Origin of the sequence: Rhodococcus sp. NJ-530 (assembly GCF_003860625.1) — a bacterium.
Taxonomy (GTDB): domain Bacteria; phylum Actinomycetota; class Actinomycetes; order Mycobacteriales; family Mycobacteriaceae; genus Rhodococcus_F; species Rhodococcus_F qingshengii.
This window is the reverse complement of record NZ_CP034156.1, coordinates 114,411-136,787: the sequence shown is the minus strand read 5'-3', so window position 1 is coordinate 136,787 and position 22,377 is coordinate 114,411. Positions and strand designations below refer to the sequence as shown.

At 62.3% G+C, this 22,377-nt stretch carries 28 protein-coding genes and 1 pseudogene; 12 read left to right on the top strand and 17 right to left on the bottom strand.

Annotation, left to right across the window (positions count from 1 at the left end; all coding sequences use genetic code 11):
- Positions 1-27 precede the first annotated feature (27 nt).
- Entirely contained in the window at positions 28-1,194 is a 1,167-nt protein-coding gene (locus tag EHW12_RS32235; RefSeq protein WP_003943392.1) for a site-specific integrase, read from the bottom strand.
- Between the two features lie 123 nt (positions 1,195-1,317).
- On the opposite strand from EHW12_RS32235, the gene EHW12_RS35655 reads away from it, so the two are divergent.
- Positions 1,318-1,662: a hypothetical protein gene (locus tag EHW12_RS35655; protein ID WP_073513720.1), complete on the top strand. Its 345-nt coding sequence runs from the start codon at positions 1,318-1,320 to the stop codon at positions 1,660-1,662.
- 16 nt (positions 1,663-1,678) lie between these two features.
- Here EHW12_RS35655 and EHW12_RS32230 read toward each other — a convergent pair whose 3' ends face one another.
- Both EHW12_RS32230 and EHW12_RS32225 read right to left on the bottom strand, forming a co-directional pair.
- Positions 1,679-1,996, bottom strand: a complete 318-nt coding sequence (locus EHW12_RS32230) for a helix-turn-helix transcriptional regulator (protein ID WP_064445096.1) — start codon at positions 1,994-1,996, stop codon at positions 1,679-1,681.
- Positions 1,993-3,054 (bottom strand): site-specific integrase, encoded by a 1,062-nt coding sequence (locus tag EHW12_RS32225; RefSeq protein ID WP_064445106.1) that lies wholly within the window; start codon positions 3,052-3,054, stop codon positions 1,993-1,995. The genes EHW12_RS32230 and EHW12_RS32225 overlap by 4 nt, the downstream gene beginning before the upstream one ends.
- Before the next feature lie 145 nt (positions 3,055-3,199).
- On the opposite strand from EHW12_RS32225, the pseudogene EHW12_RS32220 reads away from it, so the two are divergent.
- Positions 3,200-3,337: pseudogene (locus EHW12_RS32220) on the top strand (ATP-binding protein); the annotation flags it as partial.
- 48 nt (positions 3,338-3,385) lie between these two features.
- Here the strand turns inward: EHW12_RS32220 and EHW12_RS32215 are convergent.
- Genes EHW12_RS32215 through merA form a run of 5 tightly spaced genes read right to left on the bottom strand, consistent with a single transcriptional unit; the run spans position 3,386 to position 7,235 of the window.
- Complete coding sequence (locus tag EHW12_RS32215) at positions 3,386-4,264, bottom strand: cytochrome c biogenesis protein CcdA (RefSeq protein WP_048472691.1); 879 nt, start codon at positions 4,262-4,264, stop codon at positions 3,386-3,388.
- A gap of 3 nt (positions 4,265-4,267) precedes the next feature.
- Positions 4,268-4,792, bottom strand: coding sequence for a redoxin family protein (locus tag EHW12_RS32210; RefSeq protein WP_006246580.1), 525 nt, complete (start codon positions 4,790-4,792; stop codon positions 4,268-4,270).
- Complete coding sequence (locus EHW12_RS32205) at positions 4,789-5,094, bottom strand: hypothetical protein (RefSeq protein ID WP_040538777.1); 306 nt, start codon at positions 5,092-5,094, stop codon at positions 4,789-4,791. Before EHW12_RS32205 ends, EHW12_RS32210 begins: the two co-directional genes overlap by 4 nt.
- 19 nt (positions 5,095-5,113) lie before the next feature.
- Positions 5,114-5,773: an organomercurial lyase MerB gene (gene merB, locus EHW12_RS32200; RefSeq protein WP_006246582.1), complete on the bottom strand. Its 660-nt coding sequence runs from the start codon at positions 5,771-5,773 to the stop codon at positions 5,114-5,116.
- 37 nt (positions 5,774-5,810) lie between these two features.
- Complete coding sequence (merA, locus tag EHW12_RS32195) at positions 5,811-7,235, bottom strand: mercury(II) reductase (protein WP_006246583.1); 1,425 nt, start codon at positions 7,233-7,235, stop codon at positions 5,811-5,813.
- 105 nt (positions 7,236-7,340) lie between these two features.
- Between merA and EHW12_RS32190 the strand changes: the two genes are divergently transcribed.
- On the top strand, positions 7,341-7,730 hold the full coding sequence (locus EHW12_RS32190) for a heavy metal-responsive transcriptional regulator (protein ID WP_006246584.1): 390 nt from the start codon (positions 7,341-7,343) through the stop codon (positions 7,728-7,730).
- A gap of 224 nt (positions 7,731-7,954) precedes the next feature.
- On the opposite strand, the gene EHW12_RS34865 is transcribed toward EHW12_RS32190, so the two are convergent.
- The 3 genes from EHW12_RS34865 to EHW12_RS35970 all read right to left on the bottom strand — a co-directional run bounded on the left by EHW12_RS34865 (position 7,955) and on the right by EHW12_RS35970 (position 9,187).
- Positions 7,955-8,119 carry a hypothetical protein gene (locus EHW12_RS34865; RefSeq protein WP_164490667.1) on the bottom strand — a complete coding sequence of 55 codons (165 nt, stop codon included), beginning with the start codon at positions 8,117-8,119 and terminating at the stop codon, positions 7,955-7,957.
- 330 nt (positions 8,120-8,449) lie between these two features.
- Positions 8,450-9,034, bottom strand: a complete 585-nt coding sequence (locus EHW12_RS32185) for a DUF6461 domain-containing protein (protein ID WP_064113936.1) — start codon at positions 9,032-9,034, stop codon at positions 8,450-8,452.
- A 24-nt stretch (positions 9,035-9,058) separates the two neighbouring features.
- The gene (locus EHW12_RS35970) at positions 9,059-9,187 is read right to left on the bottom strand and encodes a hypothetical protein (protein ID WP_256931965.1); all 129 of its coding nucleotides are present in this window, start codon (positions 9,185-9,187) and stop codon (positions 9,059-9,061) included.
- Positions 9,188-9,353: 166 nt separating this feature from the next.
- Here EHW12_RS35970 and EHW12_RS32180 point away from each other — a divergent pair, with 166 nt between their 5' ends.
- On the top strand, positions 9,354-10,070 hold the full coding sequence (locus tag EHW12_RS32180) for an SOS response-associated peptidase (protein WP_125053215.1): 717 nt from the start codon (positions 9,354-9,356) through the stop codon (positions 10,068-10,070).
- On the opposite strand, the gene EHW12_RS32175 is transcribed toward EHW12_RS32180, so the two are convergent.
- Positions 10,067-11,056 carry a DUF2971 domain-containing protein gene (locus tag EHW12_RS32175; protein ID WP_064114084.1) on the bottom strand — a complete coding sequence of 330 codons (990 nt, stop codon included), beginning with the start codon at positions 11,054-11,056 and terminating at the stop codon, positions 10,067-10,069. The genes EHW12_RS32180 and EHW12_RS32175 overlap by 4 nt on opposite strands.
- Before the next feature lie 144 nt (positions 11,057-11,200).
- Between EHW12_RS32175 and EHW12_RS32170 the strand changes: the two genes are divergently transcribed.
- Entirely contained in the window at positions 11,201-12,010 is an 810-nt protein-coding gene (locus EHW12_RS32170) for a hypothetical protein (RefSeq protein ID WP_064114085.1), read from the top strand.
- Between the two features lie 1,064 nt (positions 12,011-13,074).
- Here the strand turns inward: EHW12_RS32170 and EHW12_RS32165 are convergent.
- On the bottom strand, positions 13,075-13,473 hold the full coding sequence (locus tag EHW12_RS32165) for a hypothetical protein (protein ID WP_125053213.1): 399 nt from the start codon (positions 13,471-13,473) through the stop codon (positions 13,075-13,077).
- A gap of 200 nt (positions 13,474-13,673) precedes the next feature.
- Here EHW12_RS32165 and EHW12_RS32160 point away from each other — a divergent pair, with 200 nt between their 5' ends.
- Complete coding sequence (locus EHW12_RS32160) at positions 13,674-14,252, top strand: hypothetical protein (RefSeq protein WP_125053211.1); 579 nt, start codon at positions 13,674-13,676, stop codon at positions 14,250-14,252.
- Positions 14,253-14,351: 99 nt separating this feature from the next.
- On the opposite strand, the gene EHW12_RS32155 is transcribed toward EHW12_RS32160, so the two are convergent.
- From EHW12_RS32155 to EHW12_RS32140, 4 genes are all read right to left on the bottom strand, one after another.
- The gene (locus EHW12_RS32155; protein ID WP_064445101.1) at positions 14,352-15,080 is read right to left on the bottom strand and encodes a hypothetical protein; all 729 of its coding nucleotides are present in this window, start codon (positions 15,078-15,080) and stop codon (positions 14,352-14,354) included.
- 28 nt (positions 15,081-15,108) lie between these two features.
- Entirely contained in the window at positions 15,109-16,233 is a 1,125-nt protein-coding gene (locus EHW12_RS34860) for a matrixin family metalloprotease (RefSeq protein WP_082920797.1), read from the bottom strand.
- A 37-nt stretch (positions 16,234-16,270) separates the two neighbouring features.
- Positions 16,271-16,615, bottom strand: coding sequence for a hypothetical protein (locus tag EHW12_RS32145; protein ID WP_125053209.1), 345 nt, complete (start codon positions 16,613-16,615; stop codon positions 16,271-16,273).
- A gap of 142 nt (positions 16,616-16,757) precedes the next feature.
- The gene (locus EHW12_RS32140; RefSeq protein ID WP_331715347.1) at positions 16,758-18,239 is read right to left on the bottom strand and encodes a DUF4185 domain-containing protein; all 1,482 of its coding nucleotides are present in this window, start codon (positions 18,237-18,239) and stop codon (positions 16,758-16,760) included.
- 726 nt (positions 18,240-18,965) lie between these two features.
- On the opposite strand from EHW12_RS32140, the gene EHW12_RS32135 reads away from it, so the two are divergent.
- From EHW12_RS32135 to EHW12_RS32110, 6 genes are all read left to right on the top strand, one after another.
- Positions 18,966-19,169: a hypothetical protein gene (locus tag EHW12_RS32135; protein WP_064114219.1), complete on the top strand. Its 204-nt coding sequence runs from the start codon at positions 18,966-18,968 to the stop codon at positions 19,167-19,169.
- A 5-nt stretch (positions 19,170-19,174) separates the two neighbouring features.
- The gene (locus EHW12_RS32130; RefSeq protein ID WP_064114220.1) at positions 19,175-19,420 is read left to right on the top strand and encodes a hypothetical protein; all 246 of its coding nucleotides are present in this window, start codon (positions 19,175-19,177) and stop codon (positions 19,418-19,420) included.
- Positions 19,421-19,542: 122 nt separating this feature from the next.
- Positions 19,543-20,130, top strand: coding sequence for a hypothetical protein (locus EHW12_RS32125; protein WP_064114221.1), 588 nt, complete (start codon positions 19,543-19,545; stop codon positions 20,128-20,130).
- 77 nt (positions 20,131-20,207) lie between these two features.
- Positions 20,208-20,504, top strand: coding sequence for a hypothetical protein (locus EHW12_RS35650; RefSeq protein ID WP_064114222.1), 297 nt, complete (start codon positions 20,208-20,210; stop codon positions 20,502-20,504).
- Positions 20,505-20,879: 375 nt separating this feature from the next.
- Positions 20,880-21,296, top strand: coding sequence for a transposase (locus EHW12_RS32115; protein ID WP_030537394.1), 417 nt, complete (start codon positions 20,880-20,882; stop codon positions 21,294-21,296).
- Between the two features lie 179 nt (positions 21,297-21,475).
- Positions 21,476-22,294, top strand: coding sequence for a DDE-type integrase/transposase/recombinase (locus EHW12_RS32110; RefSeq protein WP_081377669.1), 819 nt, complete (start codon positions 21,476-21,478; stop codon positions 22,292-22,294).
- Positions 22,295-22,377 lie beyond the last annotated feature (83 nt).

Genomic DNA, 22,377 nt, shown 5'->3' with positions numbered 1-22,377 from the left:
GAATCTGTGCGTAGTCGCGCCGAAGTTTCACGGGTTCGGCAGTCGGGTGGGGTCGACGAAGTCTGCCAGGTAGATCATGGCGGCCTCGGCGGTCATGCCGAATGCCGCGGCGACGAGCTTCGGATCCATGGTGTTGACCAGATCGATAAGGCGAGTGCAGCGGATCATCCGCGGGCCGAACCCGCAATCGTCGAGCACATGACTCAGATAGGCGACCGATGCGGGTGACCGTCCGGCCTTGGTCCCTTTGGTGACGATGACGTGCGGATTGGCGGTGCGCCAGGAGGCGCGCTGGGCCAAACAGCGCTGCACGATCGTCCAGCTCGCCGGGTCCATCGGGACCGGATGCGGTCGCTCGCCAAGCCTGACGGTCTGTCGAAGCGGATCGACATCGTCGCAGGTCAGCAGCCGGACTTCGCGACTGGAAGCGCCATGCAGCAAGGCGAGGATGCCGACCAGGGATTCATGCGGATGCACCAGCAGGTCGGTGGTCCACCGCTGGAACAACCGGCGTTGTTGCTCGAGAGTGAGCGTCCGGCCACGAAAACCCTTGGCTTCTTTCCTGTCCAGGCTCTTCGTCGGATCGACAAGGACCAGACGGTGACTGCGCGCGAATCGGAAAAACTGGCGCAGCACGGTGAGTCTTCGCTGGCGCGACTTCGGCAGGGAAACTAGGAACGCCTCGACGTCGCCGAGCTCGACGGTCGCCCAATCTTGTTTCCCGCGTTCACTGTTCAAGAACGAAGCGAAATCTCGAACGGCCGCCAGTGCGGCCTCTATGGTCGAATCGCTGCGGGGCAGTGTTCCGGCCCGGCGAGCACGGGCCTTGGCGGTAAGCATGAACTCGGCGAATCCTGCGATTGCCGGTCGCAGCGGTTCAGGGGCCGCTTCGATCCGCCGTTGCCGGCGGCCGGCGGCGAGTCGCTCGTTGTGGTCGGTCGGCATCGCCAGCCCGTGTTCGGTGAAGAAATCTTGCATCGATCTGGCCAGCGGACCCATGGAACGGCCTGAGCGGCGTGCCCTGTCGAGCAGGGACGGCGGATGATTGGAGTGCTCGTCGTCGAGCAGTCGCCCCAGCTCGGTGACCGCCACACACGCACGGCCTGGCGAATAGCCGTCGGCGAGACAGGTGATCAGGCCGGGCAGCCAATCCGGCGGGTCGGCAAGACGTGCTAGGAGATGTTCGCCGGCCACATGCGGCCGATCCGGATGGCGCTGCCAGCATCGCGAGCACATGCCGCGGCCGGCATGGCGACGCAACACGCCACAGGCGACGCAGACGCGCGGGGGCTTCTTCGAAGGGCGCGGCCTCGAACAGTGACCGCACCAGCCGGTGTCCACGCGCAGATACCCGGGTTTGCCGCACCGCGGACAGTCCTGTTGCCGAGCTTGCAGGTCGGCTTTGCGTTGGCAGCCCCGGCACAACACGGTCTCCGCGAAGCGGACCTTGTGACCGCACTGCGCGCACCGGCGGGAACAAATCACGCAACGACCTGTCTCGACGACCAGCACCCTACTGCGGCTGCAGTCAGGGCACGGCTGCTTGGCGGCCGCGTCCTTGGCGCGGGCGGTGCACCGGCAGCACAGGTCGCGGCCGATGATGCCCACCGGTCCGCCGCACTCGGCACAGTCACGCTGGCGTTTACCCATGTTCTGCAATGACTTCCAGGTCGAAGCGTCACATCGGCGGAAGCGAGCGGCCGCGGGCGTTGACGGCTTGGCGCTGCGTCGGCGCCGGTCGAATTGGCGGATCGGCAGGACGCTCGACGGGAGTGGCGTCGATCTCGAACAAGTCGTCCGGAGTGCATTGCAAGGCAGTGCACAACGCGATCAGCGTCGTCATCTTGATCTGGGTGGGTTCCTTGGTGAACAGCGCCGACACCGACGCCGCCGACATCTCCAGCCCGGCTTTGTCTGCCAGCAGCCTGCGCAGCTCGGTCCCGGTCCACACTTCGCGTTGGGCCGCGGCCATCCGCAGTCGCCACTTGATCCTCACGCTCGCTCGTCCTCTCCGCTGAGCTCGGCCAGGGTGGTGGTCACCGCGCGCCGATACGCGTCCTCGATGAAGGTCGCCGATGGCCGGACATACCGCATCGTCGATCCGACGGTCCAGTGACCCAGAAGCTGTTGGATCGCAACCAGATCCACGCCACGCTCATAGTTGTGGGTCGCGCACGCACGTCGCAGCGCATGCGGGCTGAACCGCTCCGAACGCGGGCGCCCTTCGAGCTCCATCAGATATCGCAGCCGGTTGCGGATCGTTCCACGATGCAGCGGCCCGCCGGACTCGTCGGCGAACAACACCGGCGAGTCCGGGAACTTGGGCCGCACGTCGGTCAGGAACCAGCGCAGCACCAGGTCCAGACCGTCGAGCATCGGAACCCATCGCGGCCGAGGACCGGACATCCTGGCGCCCTTACCGAAGCGGACATGAAGTTTGCCGAACGGACCACGATCGAAATGCACATCCGGAAGGTCGAGCAGCGCAGCCTCTTCCGAGCGCAGTCCGGCATGATAGAGCGTCCGGAACAGCGCGTAGTCCCGAGCTGCCGGCCCATATTTTCGGGCGGTGATGATGCGCGCCTTCATGAACTCGAAGAACTCCCGCACGCGCTCCGGAGTCGGAGGCGGCACCAGCGCCGGCGAATCGTCGCCGACATGGCGGGAGGCGTTGAACTCATCCACCGGACAGACCAGCTTCACCCCGAACACGGCCTCGATCTCGGCTGCCTTGCGAACCTGGAGGAACCAGTGGAATCCCTTGAAGATCTGCACATACTCCCGCCGAGTCGACGGAGCACGGCCCGCGACTGCGAGGCTGCCGACGACTCGGTCGATGTCCTCGGCGGTGACTTCCCACGCCGGCCGGCCCAGTGCCGTCAGCGTCCGCTCGAGTAGCCCGATGTCGTTGTCGATAGTGACTGGGCTGAAGCCCCGAGCTCGCCAGGACGCGACGAAGGCGTCCACGCAGTTGCGTTGGAACACAACAGGATCTGACTCGATCGACTCTATCGGAACGACGTTGCCCGGGATCAGCCGCAGACCTTCGGTCATCAGCACACCTTCTTCACACCTGAACGATTAAGGTAGCACCTAATATAGACCGCTCACAGCTTGAAGAAGGCTAGAACGCGAAAACATGCTGAAGTCCCAGCGAGCTGCGGGTTTCCACGGAGACGAACAAGTGCCAACCCCAGATGGCTGGACCAAGACCTTCACGGACCCGCGCCTGTGCGCGGCCATCGTCGACCGCCTCACCTTCGGCGGCAACATCATCGAAACTGGTACCGACTCCTACCGGCTGGCGTCGACCCGGTCAGGGAACGCGTCGCGGTGACGCAATCAACCGAGCCTGTTTCGTGCGCACGCCGCACCCGGTGGGCTGTCACTGCGTGCTGTCCCGCGTGGTCATCGGGCGCCCCCGAAGGATCCGGCGGCGTCGCTGGAGAACCCCGAGCGCCAGCACTACCAGCGCAGACGCGGCAGCGAGCGCGCCGATGAGTGTCGCCCGTGTCTGGATCCAGCTGGAGACCACCGCGGAGACGTCAGTGAGTCCGCCACCACGGCCCGCGGCGACCGGGGCGTCGCTGGTGGCCGCCGGGTACCAGTACCAGGCCAGATAGGCGCCGGTGAGCAGCAGGACGACAGCGGTGACCCGTGGGCCATGGCGGGCCAATCGCGCGACGTGGCGGGTGAGTCCGCTGCCTGCCGCGGCGGTGGCCAGGGCGAGCAGCAGCAGGACGGTCGCCGAGCCAGCAGCGTAGACACCGAAGACGAGCAGGAGCCCGGCATAGCTGTAGGTGGCCTGCGCCTGCGCGATGACCGCGAGGATCACCCCGAACGTGCACGACAGCGAAGCCAGCGCGTAGCCGACCCCAAACGCAGCCATCCGGGCAGTGGGTGGGAGTCCCGCGGCTGCCCGGCCGGGGATCCGAGGCACCCGCACCGAGACCGAGCGTCCGGCTAGCATCCACAGGCCGAGAACCACCAGCAGGATGCCGACGGCCAGGCCAAGCGACGGCGCGGCGCGAATCAGCCCTCGGGCGCCGGCGCTGACTACCAGGCCAGCTGCCGCGAGGGTGCCGGCGAACCCCACCGCCAACACGAGACCGGCCCGCAGCGCCCGCAGCAGCCGCACCGGGACCGTTGAGGCATCGGTGTCGCCGAGGGTGTGGGTGATCCAGGCCGGGAGTAGCGCGAACCCGCACGGGTTCACGGGCGCGACCATGCCGGCCGCGAAGGCGAGGGTGAGCAGTCCGCCCATGGGTCAGGCTCCGGCCTTTGCCAGTTCGGCGGTGATCGTCGCGGCGTCGGGGTCGGTGGCGCGGAAGGTCACCGTGCCGTCGGCGTCGACGACGATCAGGGTGGACAGAGCGGCCACCTCGAATCGCCGGGAGAGTGCCGCGCCATCGTCGATTGCGGCCGGTACGTGTTCGGCGTCGACGGACTCCATGAAGTCGCCGATCAGGGCCTTGGATTCGCCGGGGTCCATGTCGACGGCGAGGAAGCTTGCCACGGTGCCGGCGTTCTCGGCGGTGGTGGCGGCCTCGCCGAGGGACCGGACGCCGTTGACGCATTCGCCGCACCCGACGGAGAAGAAGAACACCGCGGTGGGCTTCCCGTTGGCGGGCAGGCTGATCTGCTGGCCATCGACGCTGGTCACGGTGGCGGGTGAACCGGAACCGGCGGTCGCGGGGTCGGCACTGTTGCCGCAGGCGGTCAGGGTCAGCGATCCGGCGGCGAGTACGGCGGCGATCGAGAGCGCGGCGTGGTGGCGGCGGGTGATTCTCATCGGTTCTGCTCGTCCTTCGGGTCGACGTTTTCGTTGGTGGGCATGGGCGGGCAGCAGCCGTGGCCGGCGGTGCCGCCGCCGCGGCGGGAGATGGCAATCAGCGCGAGGATCGCCAGGGCGATCCCGGCGCCGATGACCCACGGGTTGCGGAGGAACGCGCCGATACCGGCGATCGCGCCACCGGCGATGAGGATGGGGAGCAAGGCGCAACAGGCGACCATGAGCAGCGCGGCGCCGGCTCCGAGGAGCAGGCCGCTGCCTCCCGGGCGATCGTCGTGGTTGGACATCATCGGTGTTCTCATTCCCTTCAGTGGGTATGGGTCAGCAGCAGCTGTGGCTGTCGTCGGCCGCGGCGGGCGCCTGGAGGCGGTTGAGCAGGCCGGTGGCGAGGGCGGCCCCGATCCGGCACGCCTCGGCCACCGGGACCACCTCCGCGCCGGGGTGCTCGGCCAGCCAGCCCGCGGCGTCCTCGGGGGAGGTGAAGTAGTGCACCTGGTTGCAGAAGGAGGAACGGATCGAGGTGATCTGCTCCGGGTTCACCAGCGACACCACCGCGGTGGGCGGATCGACGCTGGTTGCACCTTCTGTGGGGTCGACGTTGACCCGAACCGGCTCGCCGCTGACCGGGGAGGCCGACTCCACCTTTGCCGGGCGGTCCAGCAGGGCGGGGAAGATCAGCGTGTCCAGCGCACACCAGGTGTAGAGCTCCTCACCGGCCACGGTGAACCGGTGCGGGGTGGGGCGCAGGGTGAGGCCCTGGCCGATGATCCGGCCCTGATCGTCGTACTCGGTGTCCGGCACCGCCGCGAGACCGCGCCGTACGTCATCGAGGGTGCGGCTCGCAGCCGCGGCGAGTTGCTCGACGGTGACGGGGTCGCCGTCGACGAGCAGCCGCAGCAGCGGGATCAGCAGGCCGGCGTCAAGGCCGGTCTCCTCGGGTCGGGTGAGTCGTTGGGGCAGTTGGGTGCTGAGGTCCGACATCGCGGATGCCTCCTTCGTTGAGTGGGGTGGGTGCGGGTCAGGCGCAGCAGGAGAGCTTGGAGACGTCGGTGGTGAAGGCCTTCGCGACGATCCGGATGCCCTCGGTCATGGTCAGGTAAGGCGCCCAGGCGTCGGCGACCTCGGCGATGGTCTTGCCGATGATGTGGACGCCCGCGGCGGCCAGTTCGCCGGCGTCCTTGGCGACCGCGGTCAGGCCGAGGATCTCGCCGGTGTCGGCGTTGGCGACCATCTTGATGAAGCCGCGGGTGTCCCGGTTGACCAGCGTTCGCGGCACGTATTCCAGCGGGAGCACCCGGCAGTCGCAGCGGATCCCGGCCGCGAGGACTTGGGCCTCAGTCATCCCGACTGCGCCGATCGCGGGACTGGTGAACGTGACCCGGGGCAGCCGCATGTAGTCCACCGACCGCTCGGCGTCGGTGAAGGCGTTCTCGGCGACCACGGTGCCGTGGTGGGCGGCGACATAGACGAACTCGGGGTGCCCGGTCACGTCACCGGCCGCCCAGATCCGCGGGTTGGAGGACTGCAGCTGGTCGGTGACCACGATCTCGCCGACCTCGCCAGTCTTCACCTCGACCGCGTCGAGGTTGAGCCCGTCGGTCACCGGTCGGCGGCCGAGAGCGACCAGAACCTCGTCGGCGCGGAACTCCTGCGCGCCACCGGAGACGTCCGCGGTCACCACCACCTGGCCGGTGGCGGCGTCGCGGGTCACGCGGGTCGGGACCGCTCGGCGGACCACCCGGATGCCCTCATCGGCGAAGACCTCCTGCAGCGCCTTGGAGACCTCCGACTCCTCCTTCGACGCGAGCCGGGACCGAACCAGCAGGGTCACCGTCGACCCGAGCCGGGCGAACAGCTGCGCCTGCTCCAGGGCCACGTAGCCACCACCGAGCACCAGCAGCGAGTCGGGGACCTCGGTCAACTCCATCGCCGTAGTCGAGGTCAGGTACCCGGCCTCCTCCAACCCTTGGATCGGCGGGGCCCAGGGACGGGACCCGGTGGCCACCAGGTACTGCGCTGCCTCGATGGTCTCGACGCTGCCATCCGCCGCGGCGACCTCGAGCAGGGGCGAATCCGGAGTGCCGGCGAACGCGGCGTTGCCGCGGCGGACCTGCCAACCGTAGGAGTCGGCGACGTCGACGTACTTCTCACCCCGCAGGGCCTCGACGAGATCCTGCTTTCCGCCGATCAGGGCCGGCATGTCCACCGCGCCCGCGACGCTGGCGATGCCCGGGAACCGGGTCGGCGCGTCCGCGGCCACGTGCCGGGCCTCCGCGGCTGCGATCAGTGCCTTCGACGGCACGCAGCCGGTGTTCACACACGTGCCGCCGAACGTGCCACGCTCGACCATCACCACCGACTTGCCCAGAGAGGTCGCACGAATGGCCGCCGCGAACGCACCGCCGCCGGATCCGATGATCGCGAGGTCGTACCTGGTCTGCATCCCGATTCCTCCCAGAACTGTTGGGAAACGCTCCTGATGCAGCGATACTGGACCTTCCAGTAAAGGGGAAGGTCAAGCGAGACCTGCGACACGATGGAGGCCGGGATGCGGATCGGAGAACTCGCCGAGGCGGCAGGCACGACCACCAAGACTCTGCGGTTCTACGAAGAGCAAGGGCTGCTGCCCCCGGCCGAACGCACACCGGCCGGCTACCGCGACTACACCCCCGACGCGGTCAGCCGGATCGACTTCGTCCACCGCGGCCAAGCGGCCGGGCTCACCCTCGCCCAGATCAAGCAGATCCTCGACATCCGCGACCACGGCCAAGCTCCCTGCGGCCACGTACGTGACCTGCTGGACGCGCGCCTTGCCGACATCGACGCGCAGATCGCCGACCTCACAACACTTCGCGACAACGTGGCTGCGCTCCGCGACGATGCAGCCCTCCCAGAGCCCGAAACCTGTAGCCCCGATCAGGTCTGCAGATACCTATAGCCCTCGCCACTCGGCAGTGACCACCGAGACCAAGGGCGTGATTAGCCGGTGCCAGGTGGGTCCCAGTCAGGCCGTCATCGTGGTCCCAGATCGGGTTGACACAGCCAACATGAGTCCCGCCGGCGCCGAAACCGAGGCGATGACCAGAGCCGGTCCAAGACAATGGCGGCCCGCTACCAGCCTTGCAAGGCAAGGAGGTTCGGTGTGGGCCACACTGCACATTCCTACGTGGAGGCTGGGCGCTCCGGCATCTTCATCATGATGAGCTCCGCACCGTCCTTGTACCGGTAGGCCCAATGACCATCCTTCGTCATCACTGTGCCGGCCTGGCCCTCGTCCGGCGCAGGGCTCCACCCTTGAGTCTCATTCGGTTCCGCACTCTCGCTCATTCCACTATTGTCTCAACCTCCGAAAACCGGCTGAAACCAGTGGCCGACACTGACCACCGGAAACGGCGGGTAGCCAGCACCAAAACAGATGCATCAATCTTGCATCTGATGCCAATCTGCCTCCTTGGCCACCCAGGACATGACGAAGCCGCCGGCACCTGACGGTGTCCAGCGGCTTCACAGGGTCGGTGCCCGTCTTGCGCCTCTCGGCAAGTGGCCGCTCGAAGCGGCATTTCTTTCGGTGGTACCCGGGGCAAAGAACCGAACACCGACAGCCTCTACAACGAAGACCGCCGCAGAGTTATTCCGGTGCGCTGACCTGCATCGCGATCAGTCGTCACTGCCGGCTACGAAGGTCGCCGTCGACAAGAATTCGGGGGTGATCTGCACGCCGGTGTAGTTCGCGGCCATCGCAAAAGATGCTTCGATGATATGGAATTTCCCGTCCGGCGACGGTCCTTCACTGTCGGGGTCGAGCCCGACTTCCCTCATCCGCGACTTCCACGCCTCCGACATCGGGTTCCCCGCTTCGGAACCGAAGAGGGGGTCGAACTGCACGGTATGAACTCCGTCCTGCCACAGGTCGAACGAGGACACTGCTTCGACGTCGCGCGAGTGTGTGAGCACTTCACGTCCCACCGACAGAGGCACCATAAGCTCGTCGTCCGAGCCGGCCCACGCCATCCGAGCGATCGCGATCGCCCAGTTCCCCAATGCCGCGGTGCCGACGACCGAATACTCTTCCCATTCGATGTCGTTGATGCCGTGCAATCCGCGGAATTCCCCCAGGTCGCGCACGGTCATCGCTTCGATCACGGCGGTCGGCGTTGCGTCGCGCACGTAGGTCACGTGCAGCCCGTTCTCGGTCCACGGGTAGTCGCGGAAGAGCCACTCGAAGTCGCGATACGTTTTCATGTGAAGCCTTCCCGAGAGATTCCGTCATTTCCTGGTGATGATCGTCCGCAACACGAAACGGAACACCACCGCGGTACCGGCCCCGACCGCGACGCCGGCCACCACGTCGGCCAGGAGAATTCCGACGGTGACACCGAGGGCTGTGGCGGCCACGATCGCCAACGCGACATCGGTAGGCGACGGCCGAGGGTTGGTGATCGCACTTCCCCTTCCGCGACAGTCGACGACGTACTCGCACAGATCATCACACGGCGTTTGGCGCGGAAGTCGGACCCACGCTGTTCAATGGAACGGGAACCGATTACGAGGAGGTCAGGCCATGTGTGGGCGCTATGCAAGCACAAGCTCGAGCAAGGAATTGCAGTCGTTTTTCGACACGATGCAGACCGTCGGCGACGAACTCCCACCGTCCTACAACGTCGCCCCCACACAACCTGTCCGTGTGATCCTCGAACGAACCCCAAACGAGGAACCCGACGCCGAGCCCCAGCGCCAGCTCCGGACCGTCAAATGGGGCCTGTTGCCGGCCTGGGCCAAGGATCGAAAGATGGCCTCCAAACTCATCAACGCCCGCAGTGAAACCGTTACGGAGAAGCCCTCATTCAGAAGTAGTGCATCCAAACGGCGTGCCATCATTCCTGCGAACGGATACTACGAATGGATGAAAAGTGAAGCAGGGTCGAAGATTCCATACTTCCTTCACAGCGAGGTCGACATCCTTGCAATGGCCGGATTGTATGAGTTGTGGCCCGATCCTGAACTGCCCGAAGATGACCCGAACAGGTGGGTATGGACCTGCACAGTCTTGACTCGGCCAGCCAGCGATGCCACGGGACACATACACGACAGATCCCCGCTGATTCTGCTCGAATCATTCTGGGAGCACTGGCTCGATCCGAACCTCACCGACAAGGGTGAGGTCCAAGCCATGATCAACTCCGTTCCGGAGCCGCATCTCGAACCCTACGAGGTCTCGACGGCGGTCAACAGCCCCAGGAACAACGATCCGAAACTGCTTGAGCCAGTCAGGAATTAGCGGAATGGTGTTTCTGAGGGGTGAACGTTGGCGCTGGCAGTTGTGTATCCATATCGCTGCAGAAGTGACTTTGCTGCCACCAGATTTTCGTACTGCTTTGGGCCCGGCCCGACATACAAACCTGTGACTGCATCACTAGGTAACTCGTCGAGCTTGCGATACGGGACGAGGCCCGAAGGAGTGGCACGGAACTCTGGCGCGTCGAAAGAGCCGGGTTCGATGAAGCGCCATTCGTGTTCTTCCTCGAAACCCTGGTGTTTGACGCTTGCAGCGTAGAACGCCAGGTTTTGTACAGCAGTGCTCAGATTTCCTGGATTGACCGAGTGTCCACGCCGGGTGAGCTCGGTGGTGAAAAGTTCGAGCACGGCGGTTTTCAGAGCCGGAGTCAACTCATTTCTTGTGTACTGCACTTTGTGTAGCCCTAAGCCTGAGAGATGGACCGGAGACCCGTCCGATCGGGGAAACTTGCTCGGGTCGAAACCGATGGAGAATCCACCGATGCCGTTGCCGTAAGCGCGCCACTGACTAAGGACGTCTGGTTCCTGGGAGAACGAGACCGTGCAACAGTGCAGGTAGGTCTCATATTTGCGATCGATGATCAGGTCGAGTGTTCGGCAAATTTCCTTAAGAAAATCGATGCCTGTTGGGTTTGCAGCCCTGGTTGAGTTGAAAAGGGTGTGCCAACTGTTGGTGACCCAATCGGCTCCCGGTGGTGCTTGGGTAGTGGGGGGCGCGCTCGCCCACATGTTGGCCTTTTTGAGTCCATCCTTGACGAAGTTATTGACCAGTTCGAGGCCGTGAACCAGCTCCCGTCGATCATTGAGGAACTGGGCCGCGGACGCCCACAAGACGGGTTTGTAACTGCCTGACCCGACGATGTTCGGGTCAGCGGCTGTGACTTCATGCCCCAGGATCCCGAGCAGCCCGGCTGCGTCGGTGTAATGCCACAGGGTCGCAGGTAGTTCCGGAGTTGACGGTGCGTTCACAGTGGCAGTCCATCACAGGTCTATCTCCATTGGGCCTTTACTGTCTATCGCCGAGAGTTCGAATTGAGGCCCAATTCGAACATCTGTGCGAGTAAAGTGTACGGTGTCAAGGTTGCGACAGCTTGAAAGCGGGGGCAGATCGTCATGGCGGAGCCGCCCGGCGGGATCGTGCCGACGTTCGCGTCGGTCAGCAAGGCGGAAAAGCTTGAACAGCTCCGCCGCAAGATGGCGTCGATTCCCGCCCGCTCGGACGGCACCGAACCAGCCACGTCATCGGTGGTACTTCGCCCGGTCGACGAGCGGGAGCCGACTCCGATCGTGGCCACTGCGCAATCGACCCTCCGGATGCTTCCCGTTCCGGCGCCGATCGGTGATCTGCTCCCACGCGGCGGTTTGGCCCGAGGAACCGTCGTCAGCGTCGACGGCGCAGCATCGGTCCTCATCGGACTACTCGCCACCGTCACCGCCGCCGGCGGGCACGTTGCGGTGATCGGAATGCCCGGACTCGGACTCCTCGCCTTCCACGAGCAAGGTGGCGACTTGGCGAAGGTCGCGCTGGTGCCGCAGCCAAAGGATGCTGCAATCGACTGCGCTGCAATTTTGCTGGAGGGCTTCGACGTGGTTGTTCTGGGGCTCTCTGGTGGCGCTGTAACGCCCTCTCGCGGAAGGGCTGTGGCTGCGCGGGCAAGAAGTAAGGGATCGCTGTTGATCGTGACAGAAGGGCAATGGGACGGTCCGGATCTGCGGATCTTGTCGCGAGTGTCCGGATATACGGGTCTATCAGCGGGGAGAGGGCGGGTGACAGGCGTTCGGCTCGACGTCGCGGCCGTCGGCAAAGGCTTCCAACAACGCACAGGCAGCCTGGAGATCCGCGACGAGAGCGGACAACTCTGCTGGGCAACCCTCGACGACAGCACGCGTGCTGCGACACCGCCGCTCCGGGTAGCGCAGTGATCAACACCGACCACTGGACTGAACGATGGCCCGACCACCCCGTGATCAGGACATTCGACCCGCCGAGAGCGGTGAAAGTCGACATCTTGTAGACCGGGTTTGAACGTGTCCAGTGTCCAGTGTGGAGGAGTGCGTCGTTGAGGAACCCCATCGATGCCGGAGGCCTCGGTATTGCCCGTGGGTCAGAAAACGAGTGCTGTGTCCTTGCCTTTCGAAGATGGGGCATCAGTCCGGAATCTGAGCACTTGTGCGCACATGCAAGTGGGCGATCAATGCCGGGCCGTCACTGAAACCCGCCGTCCGACAGACCAGCCTGCATTCGACTCGCGACCGGCCGCGCCGATACCAAAATCCAGAAATAACGAAGAGGTGAACGTGACCGATATACTTCAGTGGCTCGCACCTCTATCTCTAGATTGATCTATCTCGTTGCCATGCAATCGGTGATGGAATTCTCTGTTAACTCAGGAATCGAGCATGAGTAGGATGTCCACCCCTGCTCGGAATATTCATCCTGCGATTTGTCCACAATTATTTCGACATCCTCAACATTGGGCAGTATGCGAATATAATTGACTATCTCGTCACCCTCCGTAGTTGTTGAGCGCAAGGTAAATTCGGAGCCTCCGGCAGTGCGCGATGATTCCATGCACTCAACTTGCGAGCGCTCGAACGTGCTACCACTACTTGCGTTCGTTTTTTTGATCTCTCCGCAACTCGGGAGGGTAAGTCGGTTGGTGAAAAAATCGGGATCTTCCGGCGATTGTGAACATGCAGCATTGGCTAACAAGATTGCTAAAATAGCAGTCCGAATTCCTGTAGTTCTGGAAAATCTCATCTTTGTATTATAGCCTGGCCCGACAGTTGTCCGCCTAGCAAGAGGGGCATTTCTGAGAAGCGGTTGGCTTAGTAACTCGGCACGCTGTCCAGGTCGTCGATGCCCCTGAGAGGCGCGACCATATGGACTTCGCCCTGTGTGGCGGAGAAGTAGGCGTCCAGTTTTCAGGACACGTCCGGAATGTTGCCTTTGATGTGGAATCCAATTCAGCGATTGCGAAAATATATCAACAATCGTCATTCCTCCATCCATCTTCTTTGCTGTAAATCCACGGAACATCAATCTCATCCCTCTCTGGATGAACAGAGAATAGTGTGGTCACGTAGCCACGGCCACCCTCGATGTGCACGGTCAAAGAACTCGGACCGGGACCTCCTACTCCAAAATCTTTGAACCGAGTTGGGAACTCTTGTGCGGGAATTATATTCATGCATCGCACTGAAAGAAGGGTGTATGCATCTTTCGGATAACCTTCAAGGACGCTGCGATTCCACCTTTGGGAAGAAGAAGTCAGAATATCTTCCTGGGAAATGGCAGGATCGTAGGTATCCATGTCTACCCCGCATCCAGTCAACGACAGGGCAGTAATCAAAGAACCAAATACGCGAACAGTGAAACCATTCATTCGGATCACCTTACCCATTTACTTCCGACTCGGCATCAATGCGCATAGTCGGCGACGTGTTGCCCTTGGCCCTCTCTGACGTCGCCGTGACGTCCCCTCATGGACGGGGTCATGGCGGCCCGTGCGAGTGTATGGGATCGCTGCTCACCGTCACGGAACGGCAATGGGACGGTCCCGATCCTACGGATTAGTGTTAGGTTATGCGGCGATTTCGTTCAGGGCTCATCACGGTAGTTGTGGTTGCTGTTCTTGCGGTCGGAGCAGTGATCGCCTTCCGTGTCCTCGACGAGCGACGCGATCCCGTGGCGTTGCCGACGGGGGTGGTGGTCGATCGCGCCACCTGTTTGGCGCCGGAGGTCCTCGTCGCGGCGGTCCCTGGAGAGGTGCAGTCACCGGAGCTGTTGTCAGATCCTCTACCTCCTGCGGGCACGGTTCCCGAGAACTTCGAGCCGAAATCTGTTGTGGTGTGCCAATTCCTCGCATACACAGACGATTCCAGCGAGGCAACCCTTTCGCAGACAACCAGAACGGGGGACATGGCGCATGTGGTGGCCCAGTTCAAGCGGGAGTCACTCAAATCGCCATGGTTCGGCGAGTGCCCCACCCCCTCGAGCGTTCCCACACCTGTGGTGTGGCTGGTCGATAGCGCAGGAAAGGCTGTCAGGGTTGCATTTCCGGTCGATGGAACATGCCGGTACCCGTTCCCGGATGCGTACGAGGCAGTGATGAACTTGGTGGTGCAGGACGCACAATTGCACCATCTTCCCCGTGCATGGTGATGTCGGGCTGGGTATGAATCTGGAACCGAGGTCGACCGGGAAGCGCTGCTGTACCTCAGTTCCTCCGCGAGGTACAGCAGCACTACATAGTGAAAATGGTTACCGGGTTGTGGGTGCGACGGTCATGGTCGAGGTAGGGGCCCCGGACTGCATGGGGTCGTTCGGTTCGACCGACTCCGGAGGTCCGCTCAGGCGCGGGGCAACCGATGGCTTCGTTTCACCGTTCGGCCCAACGACATGAGGTTGCGGCTCCTCGTAAGGAATCTCATTCGCAATTGCATCCTGCATCCCTTTGACGACGTCGGATTCCCCTGGCTGGACCCCGCGCGCTGCCGACGGGTCGAGCTCTTCGTGCCCGGTGAAGGGAACGACGGTGTAGAAATCGAAGTCGGCGTTGTATCGGGTTGCGAACAGGTACGACTTACCGACTTCGATCATCGGATCTTCCTCGAGGAGAATCACTTCTCCGGTTTTGGGATCTGTCCCTCCCTGCTGATTCACCGTGACTTCCTCGGCGACTTCGCCTTTCAAGGAATTCGAGACCTGAACACGGAACTGTGTTTCCGGAACCGCGCTGCGGTCGGCCGCGAATCCGCTCTGCTCGAGCACAGTGCCGACGAATACAGCGTCTGCGAAACCTGCGACCTGGCGCTGATCTTGGATGTCGATGACCCACGAGGCATCCGAATGCGCGTTCGTGTGTGGGCTCTCCTGTGTCGTCTGCTTGTCGCTGGCGCCGGAGGAGTCTTCGGTCGTGCATGCACCGAGAGCTAATGCTGCGGCTACGGCGAGAGCCACTCCGATCCGCTTCTTCGTCGAAATGGTCATGGTTGGTTCCCTTCTCGCGTGCATTTTCTCACGGATGCTTGGTGTTGTAGGAGGACTTGTCCAGGTCGGACAGGGTGGACGTCTTGGTGAAGTAGATCCGTTCGTCCATGTTCGAGCCTGCGCAGCTGTGAGCGAGTCCAAGTGAGTGCCCCATTTCGTGGAGCATCACAGGCTGAATTCGGGCATCGCTGGGGCCACTGAATTTCGCGTCGTTCATCTCGAGTGTGGAGTAGTCGGTGCCCCGGTTCTCGTAGTGACCCGCCCAGCTGTAGTCCGATCGATTGACGTCCCTGACCACCAGGACCTCGTTGTTGAGTACCGGTGCTTGGGAGATGGCTACTCGACCGAGCCCGTTCCATGTACTGACTGAACTGTTGAACGCGCTGGTGTATTTGGTGGTGGAGCTGTATTTGAGCGTACGCGGAGATCCGTGGACGGAGCTGTACGAGTTTGTGAAGTTGTTCGGTGCCGAATTCCAGAACAAACGCCCGTTCTGGAAATTCTGCCCCTTGCCACCGTAGATCCAGTTCTTGTTGTCCGGATTGATTCCGTCCCAGCAGTTGTATTCGTCGGAGGATGGGAACCCGAAGTTGCTGTTTTCCCATCCAGCATTTGCCCATTGGTCTCGAATGGCGCCCCACACCGGCCATGCTCCGGTTGGCTGTGACCAGTAGATGGAACCGCCTTCGAAGTGGTTGTAGCGGCCGGGTTTGGTGGGCGTTCCGAGCTCTCGGGTCACCGGGTATCCAAGGTCGCTGCCGCCCTCCCATCCCATGGCACCCCACTTGTCGCGGATGAGCCCGCCGATCTGATTGGCATGTCCGTTGGACACATTCGCGTGCCAGTAGATCGAGCTGTTCTTCTCGAACGGTTGCCAACGCCCGTAGTTTGCGGCGTCCGCCTCGTAGTTCGTGGCATTTCCGAAGAACGGCCAGCCTCCGGTTTCGTTGAATTCCTCGAGGATCTTCCCTCCGACGCAGAACCCGAACTTCGGGTCGTTGTTCGGGCAGCTCGGGTCCGCACTCGCGGGTGCCGCACCCAGCACTGACACACTTGTCACCGTCAGCGCGGCAGCAACCATCGCCACTGCTTTCGACCTGGATGTCGTCCACAGTTTCCGGCGTCGTGTAGCCCTCTTGATGTTTCTGCGCATGCCTATCCTCTCGGATTGATTCACAGGTACTTGCCAGCTATTGGCGATTAGCGAAGAGAGTTTTTGCGATGAAATAGGAGGATGCGATGGCGACAACGACCGCGCCGAGCAACATCAGTGTCGACCCCCACCGGATGGTCGAGGTCACGTAGTGCACGTCGCCGGAGATATTCCAGGTGCAGGCGGCTCCTGCAATCGGAAAAGCAGTCCAATGCCCCTCCTCCGGCGTGAGGGTTTGTTCCACACCCGATGCTGGTGGAAGCGGCGCGTGGGCTCGGCAGTATTCGGTCGGGTCGCCGCCGAAGGAATAGAACGAGACCGCCACGACAATCAGGACGGCAACGACCGCAATCAGAGCGAGAACACCTACACGGCGATGCATGGGCACCTCGATTGCTGGCTCGATGTACCGCCCTGTGAGTGATCTGGCGGTTGATCGCATCCCGTGGCCGCATTGCCCCCACTGCTACGCCGAATGCGCTGGAGCACAAAGATATACAGTAGGGGCCAGCTGGGGTTGAACATCACGATGTCACTACCTGACCTGTGGCGCTAATCCATGCGATCCAGCCGCCTTGGAAGTCGTTGCGGCGGCCCTCGGGGGTGGCGTATTCGTCGGTGGTGGGGAATCCGAATCGTCCGCCTTCATAGCCGTGGCGACCATATTCAGCGATAATGGCGCCGTAGACGCAGTGAGTGCCGGCCTGGGGATTGAAGTAGATATTTCCTTCGGTGAAGCGGTTGAAGCGGCCGATTCCGTTGGGCGTGCCGAGTTCACCACTTGTGGGCCACCCCAGAGGGCTCGTGGGTCCGCCGAGGTCTAGATACTTCTGCGCGATCAACCCGTACGTTTCCCAGGCCCCGGTTGCGGCGCTCCAGTAGATGCGGCCGTGCTCGAAATCCTGCACCCGCCCGCTCGCCAGAGGTTGTTCGTCGCCGGTCGGTGCACCGAGCGGGCTCGTTTCGGCGCCGAGTTGTGTGTACCGGGCACCGATCGCGCCGCCGACGGTGTACACGGGGGCGACGGGAGTGACGGAGGTTTTGAACTGCATCGCATGATACGGAGTACCCGTTGCTGTATTCCATTGCGAGACAATCAGATGCAGATTGTCCAGGGTGGATGCGGGGTGGATGTAGCCGCCGTAGATCTGGCCGTACGTCCCGTCATTTGCTCCCCAGTCGCCGCCCTTGACCTGAACGGTGGGTTCAGACCACAGTCCGTCGATGCGGGCCGCGGTGCGGGTGACGATCGCATAAGCCTCCGGATCGAAATAGGCGAGGACCCAGGCGCCCTGGACGAAGCGGACACACATCTCACCGATCCGGCCGGGAATGATCGGCGTCGGGGCATTTCCCCACGCCCAGCCCGTCTGTTCGGTCCAGCCCCACCCCTGGTAGGCGGCGGGGCTGAGGATCTGTGCTTCCGGAACGCGACGCAGGATCATGCCGGCAGGCTTGTTGCGTCCGAACGCGGTGGAGATGACGTAGACGTATCCGCCGTGGCGTTCCATCGTCCAGCACTGATCGAGCGCGCCGGGGTGATTGTCCCAACGTGCCTGCGAGAGAGTCCAATTCTCGCCCGAGTCGTCGGAGTAGGCGAGGTAGGTGAAGTTCGTTTTCCAGTCCTCGGAGTCCCAGGCGTGCACGCTCAACACCGACAGATACGTGCGCGTCCCGATCGTGAGCGCATCCCCGGGAATGACCGTGAACTCGGTGCCTGGTGCTTCGACGCTCGGCAACTGCCGCGTGTCGTGCGCATTCGGCAGGATCTCCTTCGCATAGCCGCCGCCAGCCGCAGAGCTGAACACGATCCCCTGATCCAGATTAGTTGTCGTCGAACGCAACATCACCGGACTACGCCACCCCGGACCACCAGGGGCGAGGGACTCGAACGTGTCGCCGAAGAAGAACCCGAAACGCCCATCCTGCAAACGCACAGGAAACCCCAGATCCGTCCCACCCACACCCCACGAACCGGTCTGGGACGAGCCTGTCAAATTCTTCACGAACACAGCCGAAGCAACAGGAGTAACGAGAATCTCAGGCACGCAAAACCTTCCAACACCGTAGAAGTCGCATCAACCCAATACTGAACCTGGGAATCTCCTGCGAAAAGAGGGCGGATCCCGATCGCTGCTTACGGTAAAGAACGTCCGCGCAATTGCCAACGGATACTTCATGTCAGTTAGGTTACGAAAACCAGCAGGTTGGTTTAATGCCAGGTCACTGGGGTGCCGATTCGTCAAAGTTCATACTTTCGGCGGGTCCCCACCATTGTCGGCAAACGTCCTCACACGGACATTTGCACCAGCGCCCGGTCAAGACGAGCAGAAACGACAGTGGCGCCTTTCGAGACTGGTGGCATTCGAATGGAGAGATTCCGAGGGTGGTGACACGCTTACCTGCGAGACCTCCACCTGCCGGACGGTCAGGGAAGCAAGGTAGCGATGAAGGTGTCAGCGTTTCATTCGACAGAGGCCAGCACGCTCGGTGTCTACCACGACAACACGGAGTGCATTCTGGCCGCCAGTATTGCGCCGGAACATCGAACGATTGGTGTTGACGGCAGAGCGTGGTGCATCGCGTGCGCCGCCCTGGACTGACCACCGCTTCGACGCACCAGCAAGTAAGTTCTCTCCCCGGCTCATGGCTGGAGAATGGTTCCTTGGCGGAACGGATCGGCACTGTCCTCTCCTGTGGAGCTGACGGAGCTTTGGGCGCATCATTGACAGATGACGAACGACGAGGAAGACCGCCTGATCGGTCAGACGCTCACTCGGTTGACCGCGAAATTTCCCTCGGTGTCGGCAGAAGCTGTAGCGGGGGCGGTGGAGTCCGCCCATGCTCACTTTGCCGGGCACCGGATACGGGATTTCGTTCCTCTGCTCGTAGAGCGCATGGCGAAAGAGAAACTCTCGTCGCTGGTCACCTCGTAACGAGCGTGCCGACCGCAGACAAAGACTCCGACATTGCACAGGCGAGAGTGTTTCTGGCGCTGTTGAATGCGGAGATCGACGACCTCTCCGCGCGCATCGAGGCAGCCGTGCGTCTCGAACGAAATTCCCGTGTGAACGGAAATCTGACGACGACGTCGGTAGCTCGTACCGATGCAATCATGCTGCGAAAAGAACTGCACGGGGTGCATCGACTGGTCAAGCAGCTCACCGATCGTTTCCCGACCCTGTGACCAGCACTATCGACAAGAAGCTTCACAGCGCGTTGCCGAGCACAGAGGACTGTGATCCCAAGAGTCAAAGGGGTGGTCGTTGGACGAGACGGATCAACCGGTTGCGGTCTACTCTTCGGGGCATGTATCTGGTCCCGGACCTCGACGATGACGACGACCCAGATTTCGACGAAACTTTTGATCCGGATGCGCAGACGTTGACTCCGCGCCAGTGCGTTGTCGTGGCTCGGGTGGCGACAGAGTTGGCGGATGCGGTGTTTGCTGACGCACACCTGCTCGGTAATCGCCCCGTTCAACCAGGTTCCGGGTGTGCGGTGTTGGCGGACCTTCCGGAATGCACCTGGACTCAGGATGCGACATGGCGACGCACCATGGCTCGCTCATTCGATGATCTTTCCGCCGACGCCGCTGCGGGCCTCGATCCCGAACCTCGCTGTACCGGCGAGGAAATGGCGCTGCGTCTGATCATCGGCCGCGCCCGTACCGCCATGATCTCGGACCGGTTCGTCGAAGAACTCACACATCTGCCCGCGCACAAGAATGACGATGATTGGGACGGCCCGCTCGATTACCTGTTCCAGGACCATGACGTGCTGACACTATTCTGGGCAGAACCGATATCAGATGGGGTCAACCTCGATCCCGAGGATTGGTTCACCCCCTTCGAACCGGAACTCGCGCGCGACGAAGACCGCGGCTTTCGTACATAGTTCAGCCCCGATTCACGTCGGCGGCGGATCCTCCGTGCGGTGGCCTCGTATCTTTCGTTTGTCTCGACCTGTGTCCGATGATGTGGTCTTCGTGCTACTGGTCACTGTCCAGTAGTGCACAAGACATCGGCCGCGCGCTCCCGCTCGGACGTGGGGGAGCCTCGCGCGCCGATCATGTGAGCATGCGGGTGAAAACGTCCGCGCTCTACATGTCCGGGTATCTTGATGCAGCTCAACAGTTTTGGGTCAAAATGCACGACGGACAATGGTTGGCCGGGGTAACCGTGCGCGTTACCGATGCCGGCGGAACCAACCTCGTCGAAATCGACATGCTCGTGACCGCCGACGCCATCACCGAAGTGCCGGCCACCTGAACGTCTTTTACTCGATCGAAGGTGGCAGCCGCGGTCCGTGCGCTCGGAACCTGCTCCCACGCCGTTCACGCTCGCGGGCGTCCGCCAACGCTGCCTTGATGGTGGTACGCGCCGATGGAGCGATCGAGTACGTCACGCGAGGCTTCCCTGACACGCCATCCACTCCTGGATCGTGGCGGATCAACCAATTAGCTCCCGTCAGCCGGGCGAGAATGCGATAAGTCTTTCCACTCGAATACTCCAGCGCGTCCATGACCCGATACCCGTAGATCTCCTTCTCCGGATGCTGGAGAAGAAGCCCTCTCTGTCAGGATTTAGTGAGACACTCGGAGGCAACCGAGATCACTCACTGAGGGCATGAAACGAGCACCACCGATGAGCAGCCCGAACCCCGAAACACCGTCAGATTCGCCGGCGGATCCTGCCCCGAAACCGACCCGCAGAACCTTCACCACTGAATACCGCAACCGCATCCTCGACGAATACAACAACGCCCCACACGGAGAGAAATCTGCAGTCCTGCGCCGCGAAGGTTTGTACCAATCTCAACTCCGAGAATGGGCCCAAGCCAGAACCGCAGCGGCCGGGAAGTCTCGACCGAAAGCGGTCGCCCATCCCGACACCGACGCCGCGACACGTAAGGAAATGGCCCGACTGACACGCGAGAACGCTCGTCTGGCAAAGCAATTGACGCAGACGGAGGCCGCGCTCGAGATCATGGGAAAACTTCACGTGCTCTTGGAATCCATCTCCGAGAGCACGGACACACCGCCCTTACCGAAGACGCACTGAACAGCACATTCGCCGACCTGCGAGCCGCCGAAATCCCCACCAGGCGATCCTGCATCCTGATCGGGCGATCCCGCGCCACCCACTACCGTCACCAGCAACCACCCGTTCAAGGTCCCCGGAAACCAAGACCCATCCCGGACAACGGCCAAGCGCTCACCGCATCCGAGCGAGCGAAAGTTTTGACCGTCATCAACAGCGACAAGAACGCTGACCTGGCCATATGTCAGATCTGGGCGCGGGAACTCGACGAGGGAAACTACTGGTGTTCACTGTCGAGCATGTATCGGATCGCCGCCGCGGCCGGACAAAACCGTGAACGCCGACGAACAGCGACACATCCACCGAAGGCGATCCCCGAACTCCTCGCCGACGGACCTTCACAGGTCTGGACCTGGGACATCACCAAACTTCGCGGGCCCACCAAGGGCGTGTGGTTTCACCTGTACGTACTGATCGACATCTACTCTCGCTACAACCCGTCGTGGATCGTGGCTGCACACGAAAGTGCTGAATTGGCAGCTGAATTCATTGCGGAAGCAATCGAGCGCAACGGCATCGCCCCGCACACCGTCCACGCGGACCGCGGCACTTCGATGACCTCAGGATTGGTGTCGGAACTGCTCACCAACCTCGGCATCACCCGGTCGCATTCACGACCGCGAGTATCGAACGACAACCCGTACTCCGAGTCGCAATTCAAGACTCTGAAATACCTGCATGATTTCCCGACTTCGTTTGCATCACTGGATGATGCACGAGTGTTCTTGGAAGGATTCTTCAACGAGTACAACCATATTCACCGTCATTCGGGAATTGCCTGGCATACGCCGGCGTCGGTGCACTTCGGGACCGCTGACGCGGTCGACGAGGCCCGGCAGATCACTCTGAACGAGGCTTACGTCGCGAACCCTGCCCGGTTTTCGCGCCGGCCAAGTCCGCCCGAGATGCCGACCGTATTCTTCATCAACGAACCGGTCTCGGAATCGCAGATCAACTGAACGTCACTGTCTCACTTGACTTGACACATAGCGAAGCGTAAGCACCGCTTGAACCGCAGGGGTTATTCGTATGTTGTCGGTGG

What these genes read in the sequence shown, in the direction of transcription:
- EHW12_RS32225 (WP_064445106.1), bottom strand. Translation starts at nt 3,054, where the DNA reads ATGACCGAAGGTCTGCGGCTGATCCCGGGCAACGTCGTTCCGATAGAG.
- EHW12_RS32215 (WP_048472691.1), bottom strand. Translation starts at nt 4,264, where the DNA reads ATGGGCGGACTGCTCACCCTCGCCTTCGCGGCCGGCATGGTCGCGCCC.
- EHW12_RS32210 (WP_006246580.1), bottom strand. Translation starts at nt 4,792, where the DNA reads ATGAGAATCACCCGCCGCCACCACGCCGCGCTCTCGATCGCCGCCGTA.
- EHW12_RS32205 (WP_040538777.1), bottom strand. Translation starts at nt 5,094, where the DNA reads ATGAGAACACCGATGATGTCCAACCACGACGATCGCCCGGGAGGCAGC.
- merB (WP_006246582.1), bottom strand. Translation starts at nt 5,773, where the DNA reads ATGTCGGACCTCAGCACCCAACTGCCCCAACGACTCACCCGACCCGAG.
- merA (WP_006246583.1), bottom strand. Translation starts at nt 7,235, where the DNA reads ATGCAGACCAGGTACGACCTCGCGATCATCGGATCCGGCGGCGGTGCG.
- EHW12_RS32190 (WP_006246584.1), top strand. Translation starts at nt 7,341, where the DNA reads ATGCGGATCGGAGAACTCGCCGAGGCGGCAGGCACGACCACCAAGACT.
- EHW12_RS34865 (WP_164490667.1), bottom strand. Translation starts at nt 8,119, where the DNA reads ATGAGCGAGAGTGCGGAACCGAATGAGACTCAAGGGTGGAGCCCTGCG.
- EHW12_RS32185 (WP_064113936.1), bottom strand. Translation starts at nt 9,034, where the DNA reads ATGAAAACGTATCGCGACTTCGAGTGGCTCTTCCGCGACTACCCGTGG.
- EHW12_RS32180 (WP_125053215.1), top strand. Translation starts at nt 9,354, where the DNA reads ATGTGTGGGCGCTATGCAAGCACAAGCTCGAGCAAGGAATTGCAGTCG.
- EHW12_RS32170 (WP_064114085.1), top strand. Translation starts at nt 11,201, where the DNA reads ATGGCGGAGCCGCCCGGCGGGATCGTGCCGACGTTCGCGTCGGTCAGC.
- EHW12_RS32165 (WP_125053213.1), bottom strand. Translation starts at nt 13,473, where the DNA reads ATGAATGGTTTCACTGTTCGCGTATTTGGTTCTTTGATTACTGCCCTG.
- EHW12_RS32160 (WP_125053211.1), top strand. Translation starts at nt 13,674, where the DNA reads ATGCGGCGATTTCGTTCAGGGCTCATCACGGTAGTTGTGGTTGCTGTT.
- EHW12_RS32155 (WP_064445101.1), bottom strand. Translation starts at nt 15,080, where the DNA reads ATGACCATTTCGACGAAGAAGCGGATCGGAGTGGCTCTCGCCGTAGCC.
- EHW12_RS34860 (WP_082920797.1), bottom strand. Translation starts at nt 16,233, where the DNA reads ATGCGCAGAAACATCAAGAGGGCTACACGACGCCGGAAACTGTGGACG.
- EHW12_RS32145 (WP_125053209.1), bottom strand. Translation starts at nt 16,615, where the DNA reads ATGCATCGCCGTGTAGGTGTTCTCGCTCTGATTGCGGTCGTTGCCGTC.
- EHW12_RS32135 (WP_064114219.1), top strand. Translation starts at nt 18,966, where the DNA reads ATGACGAACGACGAGGAAGACCGCCTGATCGGTCAGACGCTCACTCGG.
- EHW12_RS32125 (WP_064114221.1), top strand. Translation starts at nt 19,543, where the DNA reads ATGTATCTGGTCCCGGACCTCGACGATGACGACGACCCAGATTTCGAC.
- EHW12_RS35650 (WP_064114222.1), top strand. Translation starts at nt 20,208, where the DNA reads ATGATGTGGTCTTCGTGCTACTGGTCACTGTCCAGTAGTGCACAAGAC.
- EHW12_RS32115 (WP_030537394.1), top strand. Translation starts at nt 20,880, where the DNA reads ATGAGCAGCCCGAACCCCGAAACACCGTCAGATTCGCCGGCGGATCCT.